Annotated in this window: 14 protein-coding genes; 7 read left to right on the forward strand and 7 right to left on the reverse strand. The window is 71.1% G+C overall.

Going from position 1 to position 15963, the window contains the following annotated elements:
- The first annotated feature begins 164 nt into the window (after nt 1-164).
- The 4 genes from ACSHT8_RS17365 (at nt 165) to ispH (ending at nt 5295) form a co-directional block, all read left to right on the forward strand.
- Complete coding sequence (locus ACSHT8_RS17365) at nt 165-1589, forward strand: family 2B encapsulin nanocompartment shell protein (protein WP_436491858.1); 1425 nt, start codon at nt 165-167, stop codon at nt 1587-1589.
- 73 nt (nt 1590-1662) lie between these two features.
- On the forward strand, nt 1663-3057 hold the full coding sequence (locus ACSHT8_RS17370) for a family 2B encapsulin nanocompartment shell protein (protein WP_436491859.1): 1395 nt from the start codon (nt 1663-1665) through the stop codon (nt 3055-3057).
- A 23-nt stretch (nt 3058-3080) separates the two neighbouring features.
- The gene (locus ACSHT8_RS17375) at nt 3081-4121 is read left to right on the forward strand and encodes a family 2 encapsulin nanocompartment cargo protein polyprenyl transferase (protein ID WP_436491860.1); all 1041 of its coding nucleotides are present in this window, start codon (nt 3081-3083) and stop codon (nt 4119-4121) included.
- A gap of 13 nt (nt 4122-4134) precedes the next feature.
- The gene (ispH, locus tag ACSHT8_RS17380) at nt 4135-5295 is read left to right on the forward strand and encodes a 4-hydroxy-3-methylbut-2-enyl diphosphate reductase (RefSeq protein ID WP_436491861.1); all 1161 of its coding nucleotides are present in this window, start codon (nt 4135-4137) and stop codon (nt 5293-5295) included.
- A 35-nt stretch (nt 5296-5330) separates the two neighbouring features.
- Here the strand turns inward: ispH and ACSHT8_RS17385 are convergent, their stop codons facing one another.
- The 7 genes from ACSHT8_RS17385 to ACSHT8_RS17415 are packed head-to-tail and all read right to left on the reverse strand — an operon-like array spanning nt 5331 to nt 12679.
- Nucleotides 5331-5774 (reverse strand): carboxymuconolactone decarboxylase family protein, encoded by a 444-nt coding sequence (locus ACSHT8_RS17385; RefSeq protein ID WP_436491862.1) that lies wholly within the window; start codon nt 5772-5774, stop codon nt 5331-5333.
- Nucleotides 5765-7351 (reverse strand): class I adenylate-forming enzyme family protein, encoded by a 1587-nt coding sequence (locus ACSHT8_RS17390; RefSeq protein WP_436502089.1) that lies wholly within the window; start codon nt 7349-7351, stop codon nt 5765-5767. The genes ACSHT8_RS17385 and ACSHT8_RS17390 overlap by 10 nt, the downstream gene beginning before the upstream one ends.
- The gene (locus ACSHT8_RS17395) at nt 7348-8112 is read right to left on the reverse strand and encodes a class I SAM-dependent methyltransferase (RefSeq protein WP_436491863.1); all 765 of its coding nucleotides are present in this window, start codon (nt 8110-8112) and stop codon (nt 7348-7350) included. The genes ACSHT8_RS17390 and ACSHT8_RS17395 overlap by 4 nt, the downstream gene beginning before the upstream one ends.
- Entirely contained in the window at nt 8105-9439 is a 1335-nt protein-coding gene (locus ACSHT8_RS17400; protein WP_436491864.1) for a protoporphyrinogen/coproporphyrinogen oxidase, read from the reverse strand. The genes ACSHT8_RS17395 and ACSHT8_RS17400 overlap by 8 nt, the downstream gene beginning before the upstream one ends.
- Nucleotides 9430-10368, reverse strand: a complete 939-nt coding sequence (locus ACSHT8_RS17405; RefSeq protein ID WP_436491865.1) for a UbiA family prenyltransferase — start codon at nt 10366-10368, stop codon at nt 9430-9432. Before ACSHT8_RS17405 ends, ACSHT8_RS17400 begins: the two co-directional genes overlap by 10 nt.
- The gene (locus ACSHT8_RS17410) at nt 10365-11489 is read right to left on the reverse strand and encodes a DegT/DnrJ/EryC1/StrS family aminotransferase (RefSeq protein WP_436491866.1); all 1125 of its coding nucleotides are present in this window, start codon (nt 11487-11489) and stop codon (nt 10365-10367) included. The genes ACSHT8_RS17405 and ACSHT8_RS17410 overlap by 4 nt, the downstream gene beginning before the upstream one ends.
- Nucleotides 11486-12679 (reverse strand): DegT/DnrJ/EryC1/StrS family aminotransferase, encoded by a 1194-nt coding sequence (locus ACSHT8_RS17415; protein ID WP_436491867.1) that lies wholly within the window; start codon nt 12677-12679, stop codon nt 11486-11488. The genes ACSHT8_RS17410 and ACSHT8_RS17415 overlap by 4 nt, the downstream gene beginning before the upstream one ends.
- A gap of 207 nt (nt 12680-12886) precedes the next feature.
- On the opposite strand from ACSHT8_RS17415, the gene ACSHT8_RS17420 reads away from it, so the two are divergent.
- The 3 genes from ACSHT8_RS17420 to ACSHT8_RS17430 are packed head-to-tail and all read left to right on the forward strand — an operon-like array spanning nt 12887 to nt 15935.
- The gene (locus ACSHT8_RS17420) at nt 12887-13849 is read left to right on the forward strand and encodes a Gfo/Idh/MocA family oxidoreductase (RefSeq protein WP_436491868.1); all 963 of its coding nucleotides are present in this window, start codon (nt 12887-12889) and stop codon (nt 13847-13849) included.
- On the forward strand, nt 13846-14670 hold the full coding sequence (locus ACSHT8_RS17425; protein WP_436491869.1) for a sugar phosphate isomerase/epimerase family protein: 825 nt from the start codon (nt 13846-13848) through the stop codon (nt 14668-14670). Before ACSHT8_RS17420 ends, ACSHT8_RS17425 begins: the two co-directional genes overlap by 4 nt.
- Nucleotides 14667-15935, forward strand: coding sequence for a M20/M25/M40 family metallo-hydrolase (locus ACSHT8_RS17430; protein ID WP_436491870.1), 1269 nt, complete (start codon nt 14667-14669; stop codon nt 15933-15935). Before ACSHT8_RS17425 ends, ACSHT8_RS17430 begins: the two co-directional genes overlap by 4 nt.
- The last annotated feature ends 28 nt before the right edge of the window (nt 15936-15963 follow it).

Below are 15963 nucleotides of genomic sequence, written 5' to 3' on the forward strand. Positions count from 1 at the left end.
CGGGTAACGACTACAGGTGGTCGCGAAAACGACCCCAAAGAGTGGACTTGATCGGCTGAACACCATCCCATCAAGCGACTGCCACCGCCGATTCCCGGTGATAGCTTCGAGAGCCGGACCATCCACCTTTCCCTCACCCCGCAACAGGATTGGCGGTATCAGTCGTGACCGAGACCCTGCGTCCGGCAGACCGAGCCCAGACCCAGCAGAGCCTCAGCACAGCGGCGGCACGCAACCTCGCCACGACGACCAAGTCCCACCCGCAGATGCAGGAGATCACCTCCCGGTGGCTGCTGCGCAAACTCCCATGGGTGCAGGTCACCGGTGGTACATACCGGGTCAACCAGCGCCGCAGCTTCGTCGTCGGCGACGGCCGGATCGCGGTCGACTACGTCGTCGGCGACGGCCGCTTCGCCGTCGACCGGTCCGGCCACAGCGCCCGCGTCATCGCGGGCGACCTGCGCGAGCTCGCCTTCCTCCGCGACTTCGACGACGACGAGGCGCTCGTCGCCCTCGGCAACCTGTTCACCCAGGAGGAGTACGCCCCGGGCGACACGATCGTCGAGTGGGGCCACGCCGAAGACCGCTTCCTCGTCATCGCCCACGGCCGCGCCGAGCAGCGCGCCGCGGGCCAGTACGACGAAGAGGCCGTGGTCGGCGTCCTCGCCGACGGCGACTACTTCGACCAGTGGGGCCTCGTCGACGAGCGCATCTGGGACTTCAGCGTCCGCGCCGTCACCAACTGCACCGTGCTGGCCCTGCGCCGCAGCGACTTCCAGGCCCTGGCCGACCGCGTCCCCGCCCTGCGCGCCCACCTCGACGCCTACGTCGCCGACGGGGTCAACGACCAGGACGGCGAGGTGCCGATCAACCTCGCGGCGGGCCACACCGGCGAGGTCGACCTCCCCGGCACCTTCGTCGACTACGACGACGCCCCGCGCGAGTACGGCCTCAGCGTCGCCCAGACCGTCCTCAAGGTCCACACCCGCGTCGCCGACCTCTACAACCAGCCGATGGACCAGGTCGGCGAGCAGCTGCGGCTGACCATCGAGGCCCTGCGCGAACGCCAGGAACACGAGCTGATCAACAACCCGGAGTTCGGCCTGCTGCACAACGCCGACGCCAAGCAGCGCATCCACACCCGCACCGGCGCACCGACCCCGGACGACATGGACGAGCTGCTCACCAAGGTCTGGAAGGACCCGGACTTCATCCTCGCCCACCCGCGCGCGATCGCCGCGTTCGGCCGCGAGTGCAGCAAGCGCGGCATCTACCCGGCCACGGTCGACATGCAGGGCCACCAGGTCCCGTCGTGGCGCGGCATCCCGGTGCTGCCGTGCAACAAGATCCCGATCAGCGACACCCGCACCACCTCGATCATGCTGATGCGCACGGGCGAGGCCAACCAGGGTGTCGTCGGCCTGCACCAGACGGGCATCCCAGACGAGTACGAGCCGAGCCTGTCGGTCCGCTTCATGGGCATCGACGAGAAGGCGATCATCTCCTACCTCGTCAGCGCCTACTACTCGGCGGCCGTGCTGGTCCCGGACGCGCTCGGCGTCCTGGAGAACGTCCAGATCGGTCTGTGACTCCCCGTTCGCGACCGGTGCGGCCCGACGCGGCCGCACCGGTTCACCACGACCAAGATCGGCGGTTCGCCTCGTGACCGGCCTACTCGACCCGACCACCGCCCCGCAGCAGAGCCTCAGCACCACCGCGGCCCGCAAGCTGGCCACCACCACCAAGTCCGTCCCGCAGATGCAGGAGATCACCTCCCGGTGGCTGCTGCGCAGGCTGCCGTGGGTGGACGCGGCGGGCGGCGCCTACCGGGTCAACCGCCGCCTCAGCTACACCGTCGGCGACGGCCGGGTCACCTTCACCAACGTCGGCGCCGACGTCCAGGTCATCCCGCAGGAGCTGCGCGAGCTGCCGCTGCTGCGCGAGCTGGAGGACGACGACACCCTCGCCGCGCTCGCCCGCCGGTTCGGTCAGCGCGAGTTCGCCGCGGGCGAGACGATCGTCGAGCAGGACCGCCCGGCCGACGCGATCTTCCTCATCGCGCACGGCAAGGTCACCAAGAGCGCCACGGGCCACTACGGCGACCGCGCGGTCATCGCGCTGCTGGCCGACGGCGAGTACTTCGGCGACAGCGCCCTGCTCGACTCGGGCGCCACCTGGGACTACTCGATCGTCGCCGACACCGCGTGCACCGTGCTCGCCCTGCCGCGCGCGGAGTTCCTCGCGGTGATGGAGCAGTCCGAGCCGCTTCGGGCGCACATCGACGAGGTCCGCTCGCGGCCCAAGGCGGCGCAGAACAAGCACGGCGAGGCCGAGATCGCCCTGGCCGCGGGCCACGCGGGCGAGCACGAGCTGCCGGGCACGTTCGTCGACTACGACACCGCGCCCCGCGAGTACGAGCTGAGCGTGGCCCAGACCCGGCTGCGGGTGCACTCCCGTGTCGCCGATCTCTACAACGAGCCGATGAACCAGATCGAGCAGCAGCTGCGGCTCACCATCGCGGCCCTGCGCGAACGCCAGGAATTCGAGCTGGTCAACAACCGCGAGTTCGGTCTGCTGCACAACGCCGACCTCCGCCAGCGCATCCACACCCGCGCGGGCTCGCCGGGCCCGGACGACCTCGACGAGCTGCTGTCCCGCAGACGCAAGTCGCACTTCTTCCTCGCCCACCCGCGCGCGATCGCCGCGTTCGGCCGCGAGTGCACCAAGCGCGGCATCTACCCGGAGACCGTCGAGGTCGAGGGCAGGCCCATGCAGGCGTGGCGCGGGGTGCCGCTGCTGCCGTGCGACAAGATCCCGATCAGCTCGACCAACGTCACCTCGATCCTGGTCATGCGCACCGGCGAAGCCGACCAGGGCGTCATCGGCCTGCACCAGACCGGCATTCCCGACGAGTACGAGCCCGGCCTGTCGGTCCGCTTCGCGGGCGTCGACGAGAAGGCGATCATCTCCTACCTCGTCAGCGCCTACTACTGCGCCGCCGTGCTCGTCCCCGACGCGCTCGGCGTGCTCGACAACGTCCAAATCGGACTGAACTGAACCCGAGGAGATCGACCACCACCATGGCCCCCACCGAGGTGATCACCGGCTACCGCTCGGCGCGGGAAGTGCTGACCCAGAGCCGGTCGCTGCTCGACCCCGCGATCCGCGCCGCCGTCGAGTCGCTGCCCGCGTCGATGCGCCGCATCGCGTGCTACCACTTCGGCTGGCGCGACGAACACGGCAGGCCGGTCCGCGCCGACAGCGGCAAGGCGATCCGCCCCGCCCTGGTCCTGACGGCGGCGGAGGCGGTCGGCGGGTCACCGGAGGTAGCGGTGCCCGCCGCCGTGGCGGTCGAACTGGTCCACAACTTCACCCTGCTCCACGACGACGTCATGGACGGCGACCGCACCCGCAGGCACCGCCCGACCGCGTGGAGCGTCTTCGGCCTGGGCCCGGCGATCCTGGCGGGCGACTCACTACTGACCCTGGCCTACGATGTCCTCGCCGCCACCGGACACCCCCGCGCCCAGGATGCCTCCCGCATCCTGTCGGCGGCGGTGCTGGCTGTGCAGGAAGGCCAGGCCGCCGACCTGGCCTTCGAGAAGCGCAAGGACGTCACCCTGGCCGAGTGCGTGCGGATGGCCGAGGGCAAGACCGGCGCCCTCCTGGGCTGCGCCACCGCGATCGGCGCCCTCATCGGCGGCGGCACCCCCGACCAGGTCGCCCACCTCCGCCGCTTCGGCGACCGCGTTGGCCTCGCATTCCAACTGGTGGACGACCTCCTGGGCATCTGGGGCGACCCGTCGGCCACCGGCAAACCGGTCTACGCCGACCTGGACAGCCGCAAGAAGTCGCTCCCCGTCGTCGCAGCCCTCCAGTCCGACACCCAGGCGGCCCGCGACCTCGCCGCCATCTACTACCGCCGCACCCCACTGTCGGCCGCGGACCTGGTCCGCGCCGCCGAACTGATCGACCGCGCGGGCGCCCGCACCTGGGCCCAGTCCCACGCCGACGAGGTCCTCACCGACGCCCTGACCCACCTCACCCAGGCCGCACCCGTCGCGCGCGCCGCCGCCGAACTCACCGCCCTGGCCCATCTGACGGTCCGCCGCGACCACTGACCAGGAGGCGCCGATGCACCTCGTGACCATCGCCGACCCCTTCGTCGGCCAGGACGGCACGTCCCCCTGTCCGGCAGCCCCTCTCGTCGAGGGAACCCTGCACCGCCAAGGCATCGAGACCCGACGAGCACAGCTGACCGCCGCCAACGCGTCCGCGTGGGTGTCCCTGTCCAAGGGCACCGCCCTGGCGGTCGACAGCCGAGCCGCCCACAACGCCCTAGCCCACTGGGTCGCCGTCAGCGGCCCACGCCGAATCCTCCTGGCCGCCCCAAGGTCGTTCTGCGCAGGCGTCGAACGAGCCATCGAGATCGTCGACCAGGCACTGGAACAAGGCCCGGTGCACGTCCGCAAACAGATCGTCCACAACATCCATGTAGTAGAGGAACTAGCCGCGCGCGGCGCGATCTTCGTCGACGAACTGGACGCGGTCCCCAACGACTCAACAGTCGTCTTCTCCGCCCACGGCGTCTCCCCAACCGTCCGAGCCGACGCAAACCAACGCAACCTCCAGGTAATCGACGCGACGTGCCCCCTGGTCGCAAAGGTCCACGCGGAGGCCATCAGATTCGCCCACCGAGGCGACACCATCCTGCTGATCGGCCACGCGGGCCACGAGGAAACCGACGGCACCCTGGGTGAAGTACCCGACCAGACAATCCTGGTCCAGTCCGCCGAAGAGGCCGCCACAGTCAAAGTCCCCGACCCCCGCCGCGTGTCCTACCTGACCCAAACCACCCTGGCCGTAGACGAGACCACCGAAATCATCAACGTCCTACGCGACCGCTTCCCCGAGATGCGCGGCCCTGGATCCGACGACATCTGCTACGCCACAACCAACCGCCAGAACGCCCTACGCGCCATAGCCGCCGACGCAGACCTGGTCCTGGTAGTCGGATCAGCCAACTCGTCCAACTCCCAGCGCCTAGTAGAACTGGCGGCAAAACAGGGCACCCCAGCCCACCTGATCGACTCAGCCACCAACATCCACCCAGAGTGGCTGACCGACGCCCACACCATCGGCATAACAGCAGGCGCCTCAGCACCCCCACACCTAGTAGAAGAAGTAGTCGCCGCACTAGGCGGCCTAGGCGCACTCACAATCCAAGAGCACGTAACCACCCACGAAACCACACACTTCGCGCTACCCACCCCAACCAGGCGTAACCCAAGGTAGGGCGGGAAGACCGGTCCGATTCGGTGCCAACGGCCTCAAGCAGGCGCCAACCGCCCAGCCACCCCAAGCCGATTGAACGCCCCCACCACAGACACAGTCCACATCAGACAAGCCAGCTCGGCCGAAGTGAACTCCGCAGCCGCAGCAGCATAGACATCATCAGGCACAGGAAGCCTCGTCATCGCCTCAGCCAACGCGAGCGCAGCACGTTCACGAGAGTCAAAGAACGGCACCCCACGCCACACCGTCAACGCGTGCAACCGCCGAGCCGTCTCCCCAGCCTCCACAGCCGCGGTCGAATGCAGATCCACACAGAACGCGCACCCATTGAGCTGAGACACCCGCAACCGCACCAACTCCAGCAGCTGCCGTGAAACCCCAGCATCCACCGCAGACCGATCAGCAGCCAGATGCAGTTCCAACAACTTGTGATAAAGATCAGGAATCGCGGTCGCCTGCACCCGATCGATCACGTCCATCGCCCACTCCCAAACGTGTCCTGCCCGCGCCGAATCAGCGTGCGCAACTCCATCCGCCGAACCTTCCCCGTCCCCGTCCGCGGAATCTCATCCCACGTCAACACCACCGGATCCGCCAACGCGGGCAAGTCACGCACCGCCTGCACCCACCCCCGCCGATCCAACGCACCACCAGAGGTAACAAGCACCGGCACCGGCAGTTCCCCAGGCGTCCCGAGGATCACGCACTCCACCACCGCGGACAGCCGATCCTCGATCACGTCCTCCAACTCCACACAACTCTGCCCCGGAATCAGATCAACTTCCCGATCCAGCAGCAGATAGGAGCCAGTCCGAGTCCGCACCCCCACGTCCCCGGTGTTCCACCACCCGCCCACCAGCTTCGAGTCCCACCGCTCCTGCTCCCCCACGTACCCCAGACAGCGAACGCCGGTCTTGGCCAGCACCAGCCCGGGCCGACCAACCGGAACAGGCTTGAACGTGCGCGGATCAACGACACGCAACCGCACCCGCCCCGGTGCCGGGCGGCCCAAGTTGCGGGTCGAAGGATGACGCGCGTCTCGTTCGGCAACGGAACGACGAGTCAGGAACCGGAACGTCAACGGCCCGGTCTCGGTCTGCCCCCACACCTGCACCCAGAGCGACCGCCCCGATGCGGCATGAAGGAACGCACGCACCGTCGGCGGATGCATCGCGTCGAACGTGTTGACGTACAGGCGCACATCCCGGAACGGATTGTCCGGACGCTCAGCGAGCGGCTGCCAGCGCACGAACGTCGACGGCAACGCCTCCAACGTAGTCGGCGGATGCGCCCACAACACCGCCTCAGCCTCATCGGCATCAGCGATCACCACAACCTTCCGCGGCGCCAACCACAGCACACTCGCCGTCCACGGAATCGCCCGCCCATGGCAGTACGCGAGCGCCGAACACACAGTGTCGGTCGCCCGCGTAGACACAACCGGATACCGCGTGGCCTCCTGCGCCGCCAGCCCATGGATCAGCGTCCGAGTGCTGTGCATGACGAGCTTCGGCGTACCCGTCGTCCCCGACGTGTGGTTGACGACCAGCGGATCATCAACCTCACGCGACACCGGCCGCGGCGGCTCGTGCCCGCGCAGCCGGTCGAGGTCGAGCGCACCCGGATGCGGCCCGTCGAGCGTGAGCGTCCGCCGCGCGAACCCCATCAGATCAGTCTCGTTGTCCCGCGCGTGATCGAGCACAGCGTGCGTCGTCACCAGCAGCGCCGGATCCAGCCGCTTGAGCAGCAATTGCAGCGTCTCAGGCGTCAGATAGTCCGACAGCAGCGCGGGCACCGCCCCGATCCGCACCGCCGCGCACGCCAGCAGCACGTAGTCCCAGTGGTTCTCCTTCACCACCGCGACCCGATCCCCCGGCCGCACCCCAGCCGCGTGCAGCCACCCGGCCGCTCCCCGCACCAGAGCGGCGAGTTCGGCGACGTTGTACGTCGTCCCGTGCTCTGGCGCGATGTCGAGCGGCCTGCTCAGCTCGACGACGGTCCCGACGCCCCGGTCGACCAGGTCGTCGAACAGCGTGCCGAGATCGGACGGCTTCACCCTGCCTTCCTCCCCACAACAGTCACCATCACCTGCGAAAGCCAGCGGTGCCGCGGGTCCATCAGGTCGACAACCGCGCGGTCGATGTCCACTTCGGACACCAGTCCGCGCGCCAGCATCGCGGGCCGCAGCCGCTCCACCCACAGCGCGAACCACCGGCCGCCGTCACTGCCGCCCCGCACGACCTCGACCCGTCCCTCGGCCCGCACGTCGACCAGCCCGGCCGCCTCGACCAGTTCGAGGTCGAGCAGCCCGCTGCGCGGGTGCGCCCCGGCTTCGGCCATCACCGTGTACGCCGCGTGTTTCACCGCCGGGTGGAACGGCCCGTCGACGTGGCTGAACAGCGACGCCGGGTCGGTGTCCTCCAGCATGAGGTGCCCGCCGGGTCGCAGCGCCCGGCACAGCGCGGTCACGGCGGCGGGCCGGTTGGCCACGTGCTGCATGACAAGCCTGCCGTGCACCACGTCGAACCCGCCCGGCAACCGGTCGCGGGCGATGTCGAGCTTGCGGACGTCGACCCCGCGCAGCTCAGCCAGCCGGGAGACGTCCAAGTCGACCGCGGTCACCTCGGCGCCCCTCCCCGCCAGCCACGCCGCGATGGAGCCCCGACCCGCGCCCACCTCAAGGCAGCGCGCACCCGGCCCAACCCCGATTTCAGCGAGCGTCGCCTTGGTTCCTCGGTCCCACAGGGCTTCACCGAGCCGGAGGCGTTCGTCCTCCTGGTCGAACGCGGGGGCGAAGACGTACGCGGTCTCAGCCACCGAACACCGCCAACTCGGTGTCGGCACCGACGAGCAGCCGCTCGGCGGCCACCTCAGCGGACCGGATCGCCGCCTCACTGCTCGGCCGCAACATGCACCAATCCCCCGCGTACTCCACGGTGGACAGGGGCCGCCGGGTGAACTCCCTGAACTCCGCAAGGGCGGGCGCGGTCGGCATCGGCAGCCCATGCCGATATCGCACCACCACCGAGACCCGGCACGCCGAAGCCAGATCCGGCAGATACCGGGCCGCGTGCCCCATCAGGAGGTCGGCCACTTCCTCGTTCGGCGCGTCCACCAACTCCCCGGCGACGGCGGGACCGGCGAACAACGTCAGCAGACCGCGTCCGGCAGGCGCGCGACCCGGTTTGCGGTCGTCGAACAGCACCCCCGCGAACGCCGGGTTCTCCACCGCGGGCACCGCGATGCCCCACGCCGAACCTCGGTCCGGCGGCTCGATCGGCCGGTCGAGCAGGCAGATCACCTTCACCATCGGCCGGAACTCCACGGCCCGCACGAAATCGGGGACGCCCGCGTGCAGTTCGGCGGCGACCGGGGCGGGCACGGCCAGCACGACCGTCTTCGCGCTCAGTGGGGCGCCGTCGACGACCAGCGTGGCGTCGTGCTCGCCGGCGACGACCTCGTGCACAGTGACGCCCGTGCTCACGTCGACCCGGCTGGCGAGCAGCCGGGCGAGGGTGTCCATGCCGTGCCGCCACGAGCGGAACGACCGGGTGGCGCCGACGGCGAGCAGGTGGCTCACCAGCGGGCCGGCCGCCGCGCGCTCGGTGTCCCAGCCGAAGAAGCCGCCGACCAGTGGCTGGAGCAGGTAGTCGTGCACGTCGGGGTGGTAGCGGCGGGCGAACTCGCGGATCGTGGTGGTGCCCAGCGGGGTGCGGTCGGGCCGCTCTACGTCGTAGGAGCGCTTGCGCAGGCCCGCGCCCGCCATCATCTTGAGGAGGCCTGCCCGCCCGCCCGGCGTCATGCCCGCGCCCTTGACCAGTCCGTTCAGATCGCCGACGCCGGGGTGCGGCAGACCTTCGCGCCACATCGCCAGCGGCGCCCCGAACAGCGGCGCGTCGGCCTGCGACAGCCCGAGTTCGCCCGCCAGCCGCCAAGTCGCCGGGTAGCCGTGGGTGCCGACCATCTCGGCGCCGGTGTCGATGACGTAGCCCTCGCGGCGCACCGTGCGCATCCGGCCGCCGACGTGCGCGGTGGACTCGAACACGTGCACCGAGCGCCCCGCCGCGCGCAGCCGGTGGGCCAGCGCGAGCCCGGAGATGCCCGCACCCACGATCGCGACATCGAGGTCAGCCGTCACAGCCACGCTCCCAGCACATTGATGGCGAACAGCAGCGCGAACGTCAGCCGGTGGGCGCGCAGGCCGAGTGTGCGGGCGCCGAGCAGGTCACCGATCCCGACGCCGCGGCGCAGCTGCGCGACCCGCAGCAGGATCGCGGGCATCATCGCCAGGGAGAACCACCACGGCGCCGCGCCGAGCCCCGCCGAAAGCACGATCAACGCGATCTCGGCGACCGACAGCCCGGCGATGAACAGCCGGTTCCCGGTGTCGGACAGCAGCACGGCCGCCGTGGGCCGCCCGACCGCGGCGTCGCCCTCGGCGTCTCGGGTGTTGGAGTAGACGCCGAACAGCAGCGGGCCGAGTCCGAAGAGGACGGACTGCACGATGCCGAACCCGCTGACCGCGCCCTGGGTGAACCCGATCGCGCACAGCACCAGCCCGACGCCGAACCCGGCCAGGAACACCTCCTGCCAGCCGTGGTAGCTGATCTTGAGGCCCCACGAGTACTGCACGGCCGTGACCAGGCACAACGCCGCCAGTCCGACCGTCCACAGGTGGGCGAACGGCGCGACCGCGGCGCACAGCGCCCAGAGCCCGGCACCCACCGCCGCGGCGACCCAGCCGAACCGGACGGCCTCGGTGACGGTCAGCTCGCCGGTGAGCAGCGGCTTGCGGGCGAGCTTGCGCGCCGATGGGTTCGGGCCGTAGTTGGCGCCGTCGCTGCCATCCACGAAGCCGGTGACGTCGTCGAACGCCACCGCCGCCGCCACGACGAACACCGTGCCGACACCGAACAGCGCCAGCGTCACCAACACCCGGCCGTCGAAGCTGAGCGCGGGCGCGAGCAGCGACCAAGCCAGCGGCAGCGCGAGGTAGTAGTCCCAGACGTCGAGCTTGGCGAGCCGGGCGTAGGCGCCCACCTTGCCCGGCGCGGCGGTGAGGATGGCCGTCACCGCGGGGTCCCCGGGAAGTCGCACACCGCGTCGGCGATCGTCTCGACCTGCGCGTCGGTCAGGTGCGGATAGATCGGCAGGGCGAGGATGCGGGCGCACGCCAGCTCCGCGTGCGGCCAGAAGCGGCCGCGCGCGGCGTACTCGGCGAACGCCGTCTGCGCGGGCAGCGGCGTCGGGTAGTAGACGTGGGTGCCGATGCCGCGCTCGGCGAGGTGGCGTTTGAGGTCGTCGCGGCGGTCGGCCAGCAGCGAGTAGACGTAGTAGCAGCGGCCCTCGCGGCCCGGGGGCGGCGGCTGGATGCCGCGTTCGACCAGCGGCGCGAACCGCTCGGTGTAGTAGTCGGCGATCTGCGCGCGGCGTTCGAGGCGCTGGGCCAGCCCGGCGAGCCTGTGCAGCTGGAACTCGGCCATGACCTCGTCGAAGCGGCTGTTGAACCCGACCATGTGGTGCACGAAGCGCTGGGTGCCGTCCTGGCCGTGGTTGCGCAGCATCCGCACCCGCTCGGCGATCTCCGGGTCGTCGGTGACGACCGCGCCGCCCTCGCCGATCGTGCCGAACGTCTTGACCTGCACGAACGAGAACACGCCCGCCTCGCCCCAGCGGCCCGCGGGCACGCCGTCGAGCACCGCGCCCTGGGCGACCGCCGAGTCCTCGACGAGCCGGATCTCGTGTCGGTCGGCCAGCTCGCGCATCGTGGGCATGTCGGCCATGACCGAGAACATGTGCGCGGGCATGATCGCCGCGGTCCGGCTGGTGATCGACTCCTCGACCTCGTACGGCTCAACCACCATCGTCCACGGGTGCACGTCGGCGAACACCGGGACCGCGCCGACGTTGACCACCGACGCGGCCAGCGGCGCGCAGCCGAACGCGGGGACCACCACCTCGTCGCCGGGCCCGATGTCCATCGCGCGCAGCACCAGCATCAGCGCGGTCGTGCCGCTGCCGCAGGCCACGACGTCGGCGGCGCCGAGCTGGTCGCGCAGCGCCGACTCGAAGCGGGCGGTGCGCGCGCCGAGGATGAACTTCTGCTCCTCGGCGAGGCCGACCCGGCGGACGGTGTCGAGCAGCAACTCGCGGTCGTCGTCGAAGAGGTCGGGCGGGAAGAACGGAAGTGTCATGCGTAGAACCCTTTGATCAGCTCGCACACCCGGTCGACCTGGCTCTCGGCGAGGTCCGGGTAGATCGGCAGCGCGACGGCGTGCGCGCAGGCGGCCTCGGCGTTGGGGAACTCGCCCGCGCGATGGCCCAGTTCGGCGAAGCACGGCTGGCGGTGCAGGGGGACCGGGTAGTAGGTCTCGGTGCCGACGCCGTTGGCCGCGAGATGGGCGACCAGCTCGTCGCGGCGCTCGACCTCGATCAGGTACACGTAGAACACGGGGTTGGTGTCGGCCTCGCGCTTGACCACGGTCGGCAGCCTGCGGACGCCGGGGCAGCCGGTGAGGCGCTCGGTGTAGGCGGCGGCGAGGACGGCGCGGCGGCCGATGTCGGCGTCGAGGGTGGCGAGCTTGGCCAGCAGCACCGCGGCTTGGACGTCGTCCATCTTGCTGTTGAGCCCGGGCAGCACGGTCTCGTTGCTGATGCCGGGGAAATGGTCGAGCGTGCGGCCGAAGCGGCCGTGGTGCCGCAGCGCGGCGGCGACCTCGGCGACACGCGGATCGTCGGTGATCACCGCGCCCGCGTCGCCCAGCGCGCCGAGGGTCTTGGTCGGGAAGAACGACAGCACCCCGCCCGCGCCGTGCAGCCCCGCGTGCTTGCCGTCCCAGCGCATGCCGATCGCCTCGGCGCTGTCCTCCACGACCGTCAGCGCGTACCGCTCGGCCACCTCGGCGATCGCGGCGAGGTCGGCGAGCTGGTGGAACAGGTGCACCGGCATGATCATCCGGGTGCGCTCAGTGACCACGGCGGGCACGGCGGCGGCGTCCATCGCGTAGGTGGCCGGGTCGATGTCGACGAACACCGGGCGCCCCCTGGCGAGCATCACCGACGACGCCGTCGCCACGAAGCTGAACGCCGGGACGACGACTTCCTCGCCCGGCCGCAGCCCGGCCGCGCGCAGCAGCAGGACCAGCGCGTCGGTGCCGGAGTTGACCCCGACGACGTGCTCCGCGCCGGTGTACTCGGCCAGCGCCGCCTCGAACTCGGCCACGAGCGGGCCGTGGGAGTACTTGCCGCCGTCGACCACGGCGTTGAGGTTGGCCTCGATCTTGGGCCACGCGGCGGCGAAGCCCGCGGCCTGGGTGAAGAAGGGCACCGCTTCGGGGGACGCCTGGCCTGCGCCGGGACCGGTGAGTGTCACGGCGTGCTCCATGCGTGTCCTTTCCGGACGGTTTGGTTGATTGGTGAAGTTCCCTGCCCACGGCACCGCTCTCAAACCTAGCCAGACCACATCCGTTGAACCGCAACGGAAACCAAAGATCACACGGTCGGGTGGAGCGCCCCGCTCCGCGTTGACACCGCAGGTGCGCACCTGAATTCTTGGCGGGCGTCACCCGATCCCGCGCAGGAGGCAACACCGATGCTCGGCACGCTCGTCGTCGGTCTCGGCCGGGCGGGAACGGCGCTGCACCTGCCGGTCCTGCGCAGGCTGCGCCCCCATCAGCCGGTGTTCGCCTTTGATCCACATCGGACGCTCGACCTGCCCGGTGTGGTGGCCACCGACTCGCTCACCCACGCGGCCACGATCACCGACCCGGCCTCGACCGTCGTACACCTGTGCACGCCGCCGTCGGCCCGGGTCGCGCCGCTCACCGAGCTGGCCGAGCTGGGGTTCCGCCGGATCCTGGTGGAGAAGCCCCTGGTGGCGAACTACGCCGACCTCACCGAGGTCCTGCGGCTGCGCGACGCCGCCGGGCTCGACCTGCTGCCGGTCGGCCAGTGGCGCAGCAGCGAGCTGACCCGCAGGCTGCGGTCGGCCATCGAGTCCGGCGACCTGGGGCCCGCGCGGTCGATCACGATCACCCAGAACAAGCCCCGCTTCGGCCGCACCCCCGGCGACGACCATCCGACGGCCTTCGACGTCGAGGTGCCGCACTCGGTCCTGCTCGCCCTGCTGCTCGCCGGTCCCGCGCGCGTCGACGCCTCCCGGTGCGCCGACATGCTGCTCGGCGACACCGCGTACCCGAACATGGGCGGCGCGACGCTGCGCCTGCGCCACGACAGCGGGATCGTCACCGAGATCCGCACCGACCTGACCTCGCCGATCCGCGAGCGCCGGGTGACCGTCGACCTCGACGGCGGCACCCTGGTCGGCCACTTCGCGGTCAGCGACGCCGACGACCACGCCCAGCTCCGGGTCAACACCCAGGGCCAGCAGCTGCGCTCGGTGTTCCGCGACGACTCGCTCGGCGCGTTCCTCGCCCACGCGTACCGGCACTTCGCCGGTGAGGACCGGATCGCCGACGAACCCGAGACGGGCGCGGCCGTGGTCGAGCTGATCACCGCGGCCAAGGAGCGCGCCGGGATCACGGTGCCCGCGTGAGGCCGCTGCTCGCCGGGATCGGCGACGAGGCCGGTCCCGCGCTCGCCGACCAGCTCGCCGCCATCGCCGCGCTCGGCTGGTCGGCGATCGAGCTGCGCACGGTCGACGGGGTGCACATCGCCGACCTCGACCGGCGCGCGTTCGACCGGCTCGCCGACACCCTCGACGAGCGCGGCCTGCGGACGGTGTGCGTCGACTCCCGCATCGGCGACTGGTCGTCCACCATCACCGGCGACTTCGAGCGCGACCTCGACGAGCTGCGGATGATCGCCCGCCGCGCCGCCCGGCTCAACACCCGGTACGTCCGGATCATGTCGTACCCGAACGCGGGCCTCGACGACCTCGACTGGGCGCGCCGCGTCCACCAGCGGATGCGCGAGCTGGCGGCGCGCGCCGAGCAGGCCGGTCTGGTGCTGCTGCACGAGAACTGCGCGGGCTGGGCGGGCAGCGACGCGAAGCGCGCGCTGGACATGCTCGTGGAGACCGGCAGCCCGGCGCTGCGGCTGCTGTTCGACACCGGCAACGGCGTCGCGTACGGCTACTCGGCGGTCGAACTGCTCGCCGACGTGATCGAGTTCGTCGACCACGTGCACGTCAAGGACGGCACGGACGGTCCGGTGTGGACAGTCCCGGGCGCGGGCGCCGCCGAGGTGGGCCGCTGCCTCGACCTGCTGGCCGAGTCCGGCTACCGCGGCGCCCTGTCGATCGAGCCGCACCTGTCCCTGGTGCCGCACGCCGATGTTCCGGGCGCGGGGCGCGTGGACGGTTTCGTCGCGGCGGGCCGGGCGCTGGAGTCGCTGCTCGCCGCCACGGCCCGATGACCCGCCTGACCAGCGCCGACCACGCGTTGCTGCTCCGACTGCTCGCCCTGCCCACCGCGGGCCCGCTGGAGACGAGCGACCGCGCCCGCATCTGGGACGCCCAGTTCGCCTACGCCGACTCGGCCCCCGAGTTCAAGGTCCTGCACCACGCCCCCGCCGACCTGTCCGACCTGCGCAGGCCGGACGTGCCCGCGCCCGTGCGGATGGCCGCGCGGGAGCCCGGGTTCCTCGACGAGCAGCCGAGCCTGGTGCTGCGCCTCGGCCCGCAGCGGCCGCGTGCGCGGACGGTGATGTTCAACGTCCACCTGGACACGGTCGCGGGCCAGGAACCGGTGACGTTCGACGGCGCCGTCTTCCGCGGCCGCGGCGCGATCGACGCCAAAGGCCCCGCCGTGGCACTGCTCGCGGGCATCCGCGACGCCGCCACCCGCGACAGCAGGATCGGCGACGAGGTGTCGGTGCTGGTCCAGGCCGTGGCAGGCGAGGAGGGCGGCGCGATGGGCACCTTCGGCACCCGCCCCCTCGTCGAACGCGGCTACGTCGGCGCCCTCAACGTGTTCTGCGAACCCACCGGTCTGCGCTACCTGACCCGCGCCACCGCCTCAGCCACCGCCGCCGTCCGCGTCGGCGGCCAGGGCGCAATCGACGACCGCCCCGGCGACGGCCACAACGCCACCGTGCTGCTCGGCTTCCTCGCCCAACACCTGGCAGGCGAACTCACCGGCGACGCCGACGGCCACGCCTGCGTCGCCGGCCTGCACACGGGCACCGCCCACAACCGCGTCTACGGCACCGGCGACCTGATGATCAACCTGGCCTACGCGACCCCGGCCGCGGGCGCGCGCCTCACCGGCGGCCTGGACCGGGCCGTGGCCGATGGGTTGGACCGCTTCACCAAGCAGTTCGCCGACGTGCCCGCGTTCGCCCGCACCGCGGCGGAAGCTTCTCGAGTGACCACTGTGGACTGGCTCAAACGCGGCCTGCCCACCCTCGACTCCGACCGCGCGGCTTTGGACCGGTGGATGACCGCCGCCGCCATCCCCCGCTGGCCCGCCGACGAGCCCGCTTTCACCTGCGACGCGATCTGGCTGGCCGACGTCCCTGAAACCACCACCGCGATCCTCGGCCCCGGCGACCTGGCCACCAACCACGCCCACGCCACCGGCGAATTCGCCACCCTCGCCGAACTGACCGCCTTCGCAGGCCAGATCTCCCGCCTGCTGCAGGCGTTCGCCGACGCCCCACCGCCGATGGACTCCCGATGACCACGGCGAATCCACGGCCCCCACACCA

The sequence above is a fragment of the Actinokineospora sp. HUAS TT18 genome, assembly GCF_051364635.1.
GTDB lineage: Bacteria > Actinomycetota > Actinomycetes > Mycobacteriales > Pseudonocardiaceae > Actinokineospora.

Excerpts from the sequence above, each read along its gene's own strand:
- ACSHT8_RS17410 (WP_436491866.1), bottom strand. The coding sequence starts at position 11,489 with ATGACACTTCCGTTCTTCCCGCCCGACCTCTTCGACGACGACCGCGAG.
- ispH (WP_436491861.1), top strand. The coding sequence starts at position 4,135 with ATGCACCTCGTGACCATCGCCGACCCCTTCGTCGGCCAGGACGGCACG.
- ACSHT8_RS17420 (WP_436491868.1), top strand. The coding sequence starts at position 12,887 with ATGCTCGGCACGCTCGTCGTCGGTCTCGGCCGGGCGGGAACGGCGCTG.
- ACSHT8_RS17375 (WP_436491860.1), top strand. The coding sequence starts at position 3,081 with ATGGCCCCCACCGAGGTGATCACCGGCTACCGCTCGGCGCGGGAAGTG.
- ACSHT8_RS17430 (WP_436491870.1), top strand. The coding sequence starts at position 14,667 with ATGACCCGCCTGACCAGCGCCGACCACGCGTTGCTGCTCCGACTGCTC.
- ACSHT8_RS17385 (WP_436491862.1), bottom strand. The coding sequence starts at position 5,774 with ATGGACGTGATCGATCGGGTGCAGGCGACCGCGATTCCTGATCTTTAT.
- ACSHT8_RS17415 (WP_436491867.1), bottom strand. The coding sequence starts at position 12,679 with ATGGAGCACGCCGTGACACTCACCGGTCCCGGCGCAGGCCAGGCGTCC.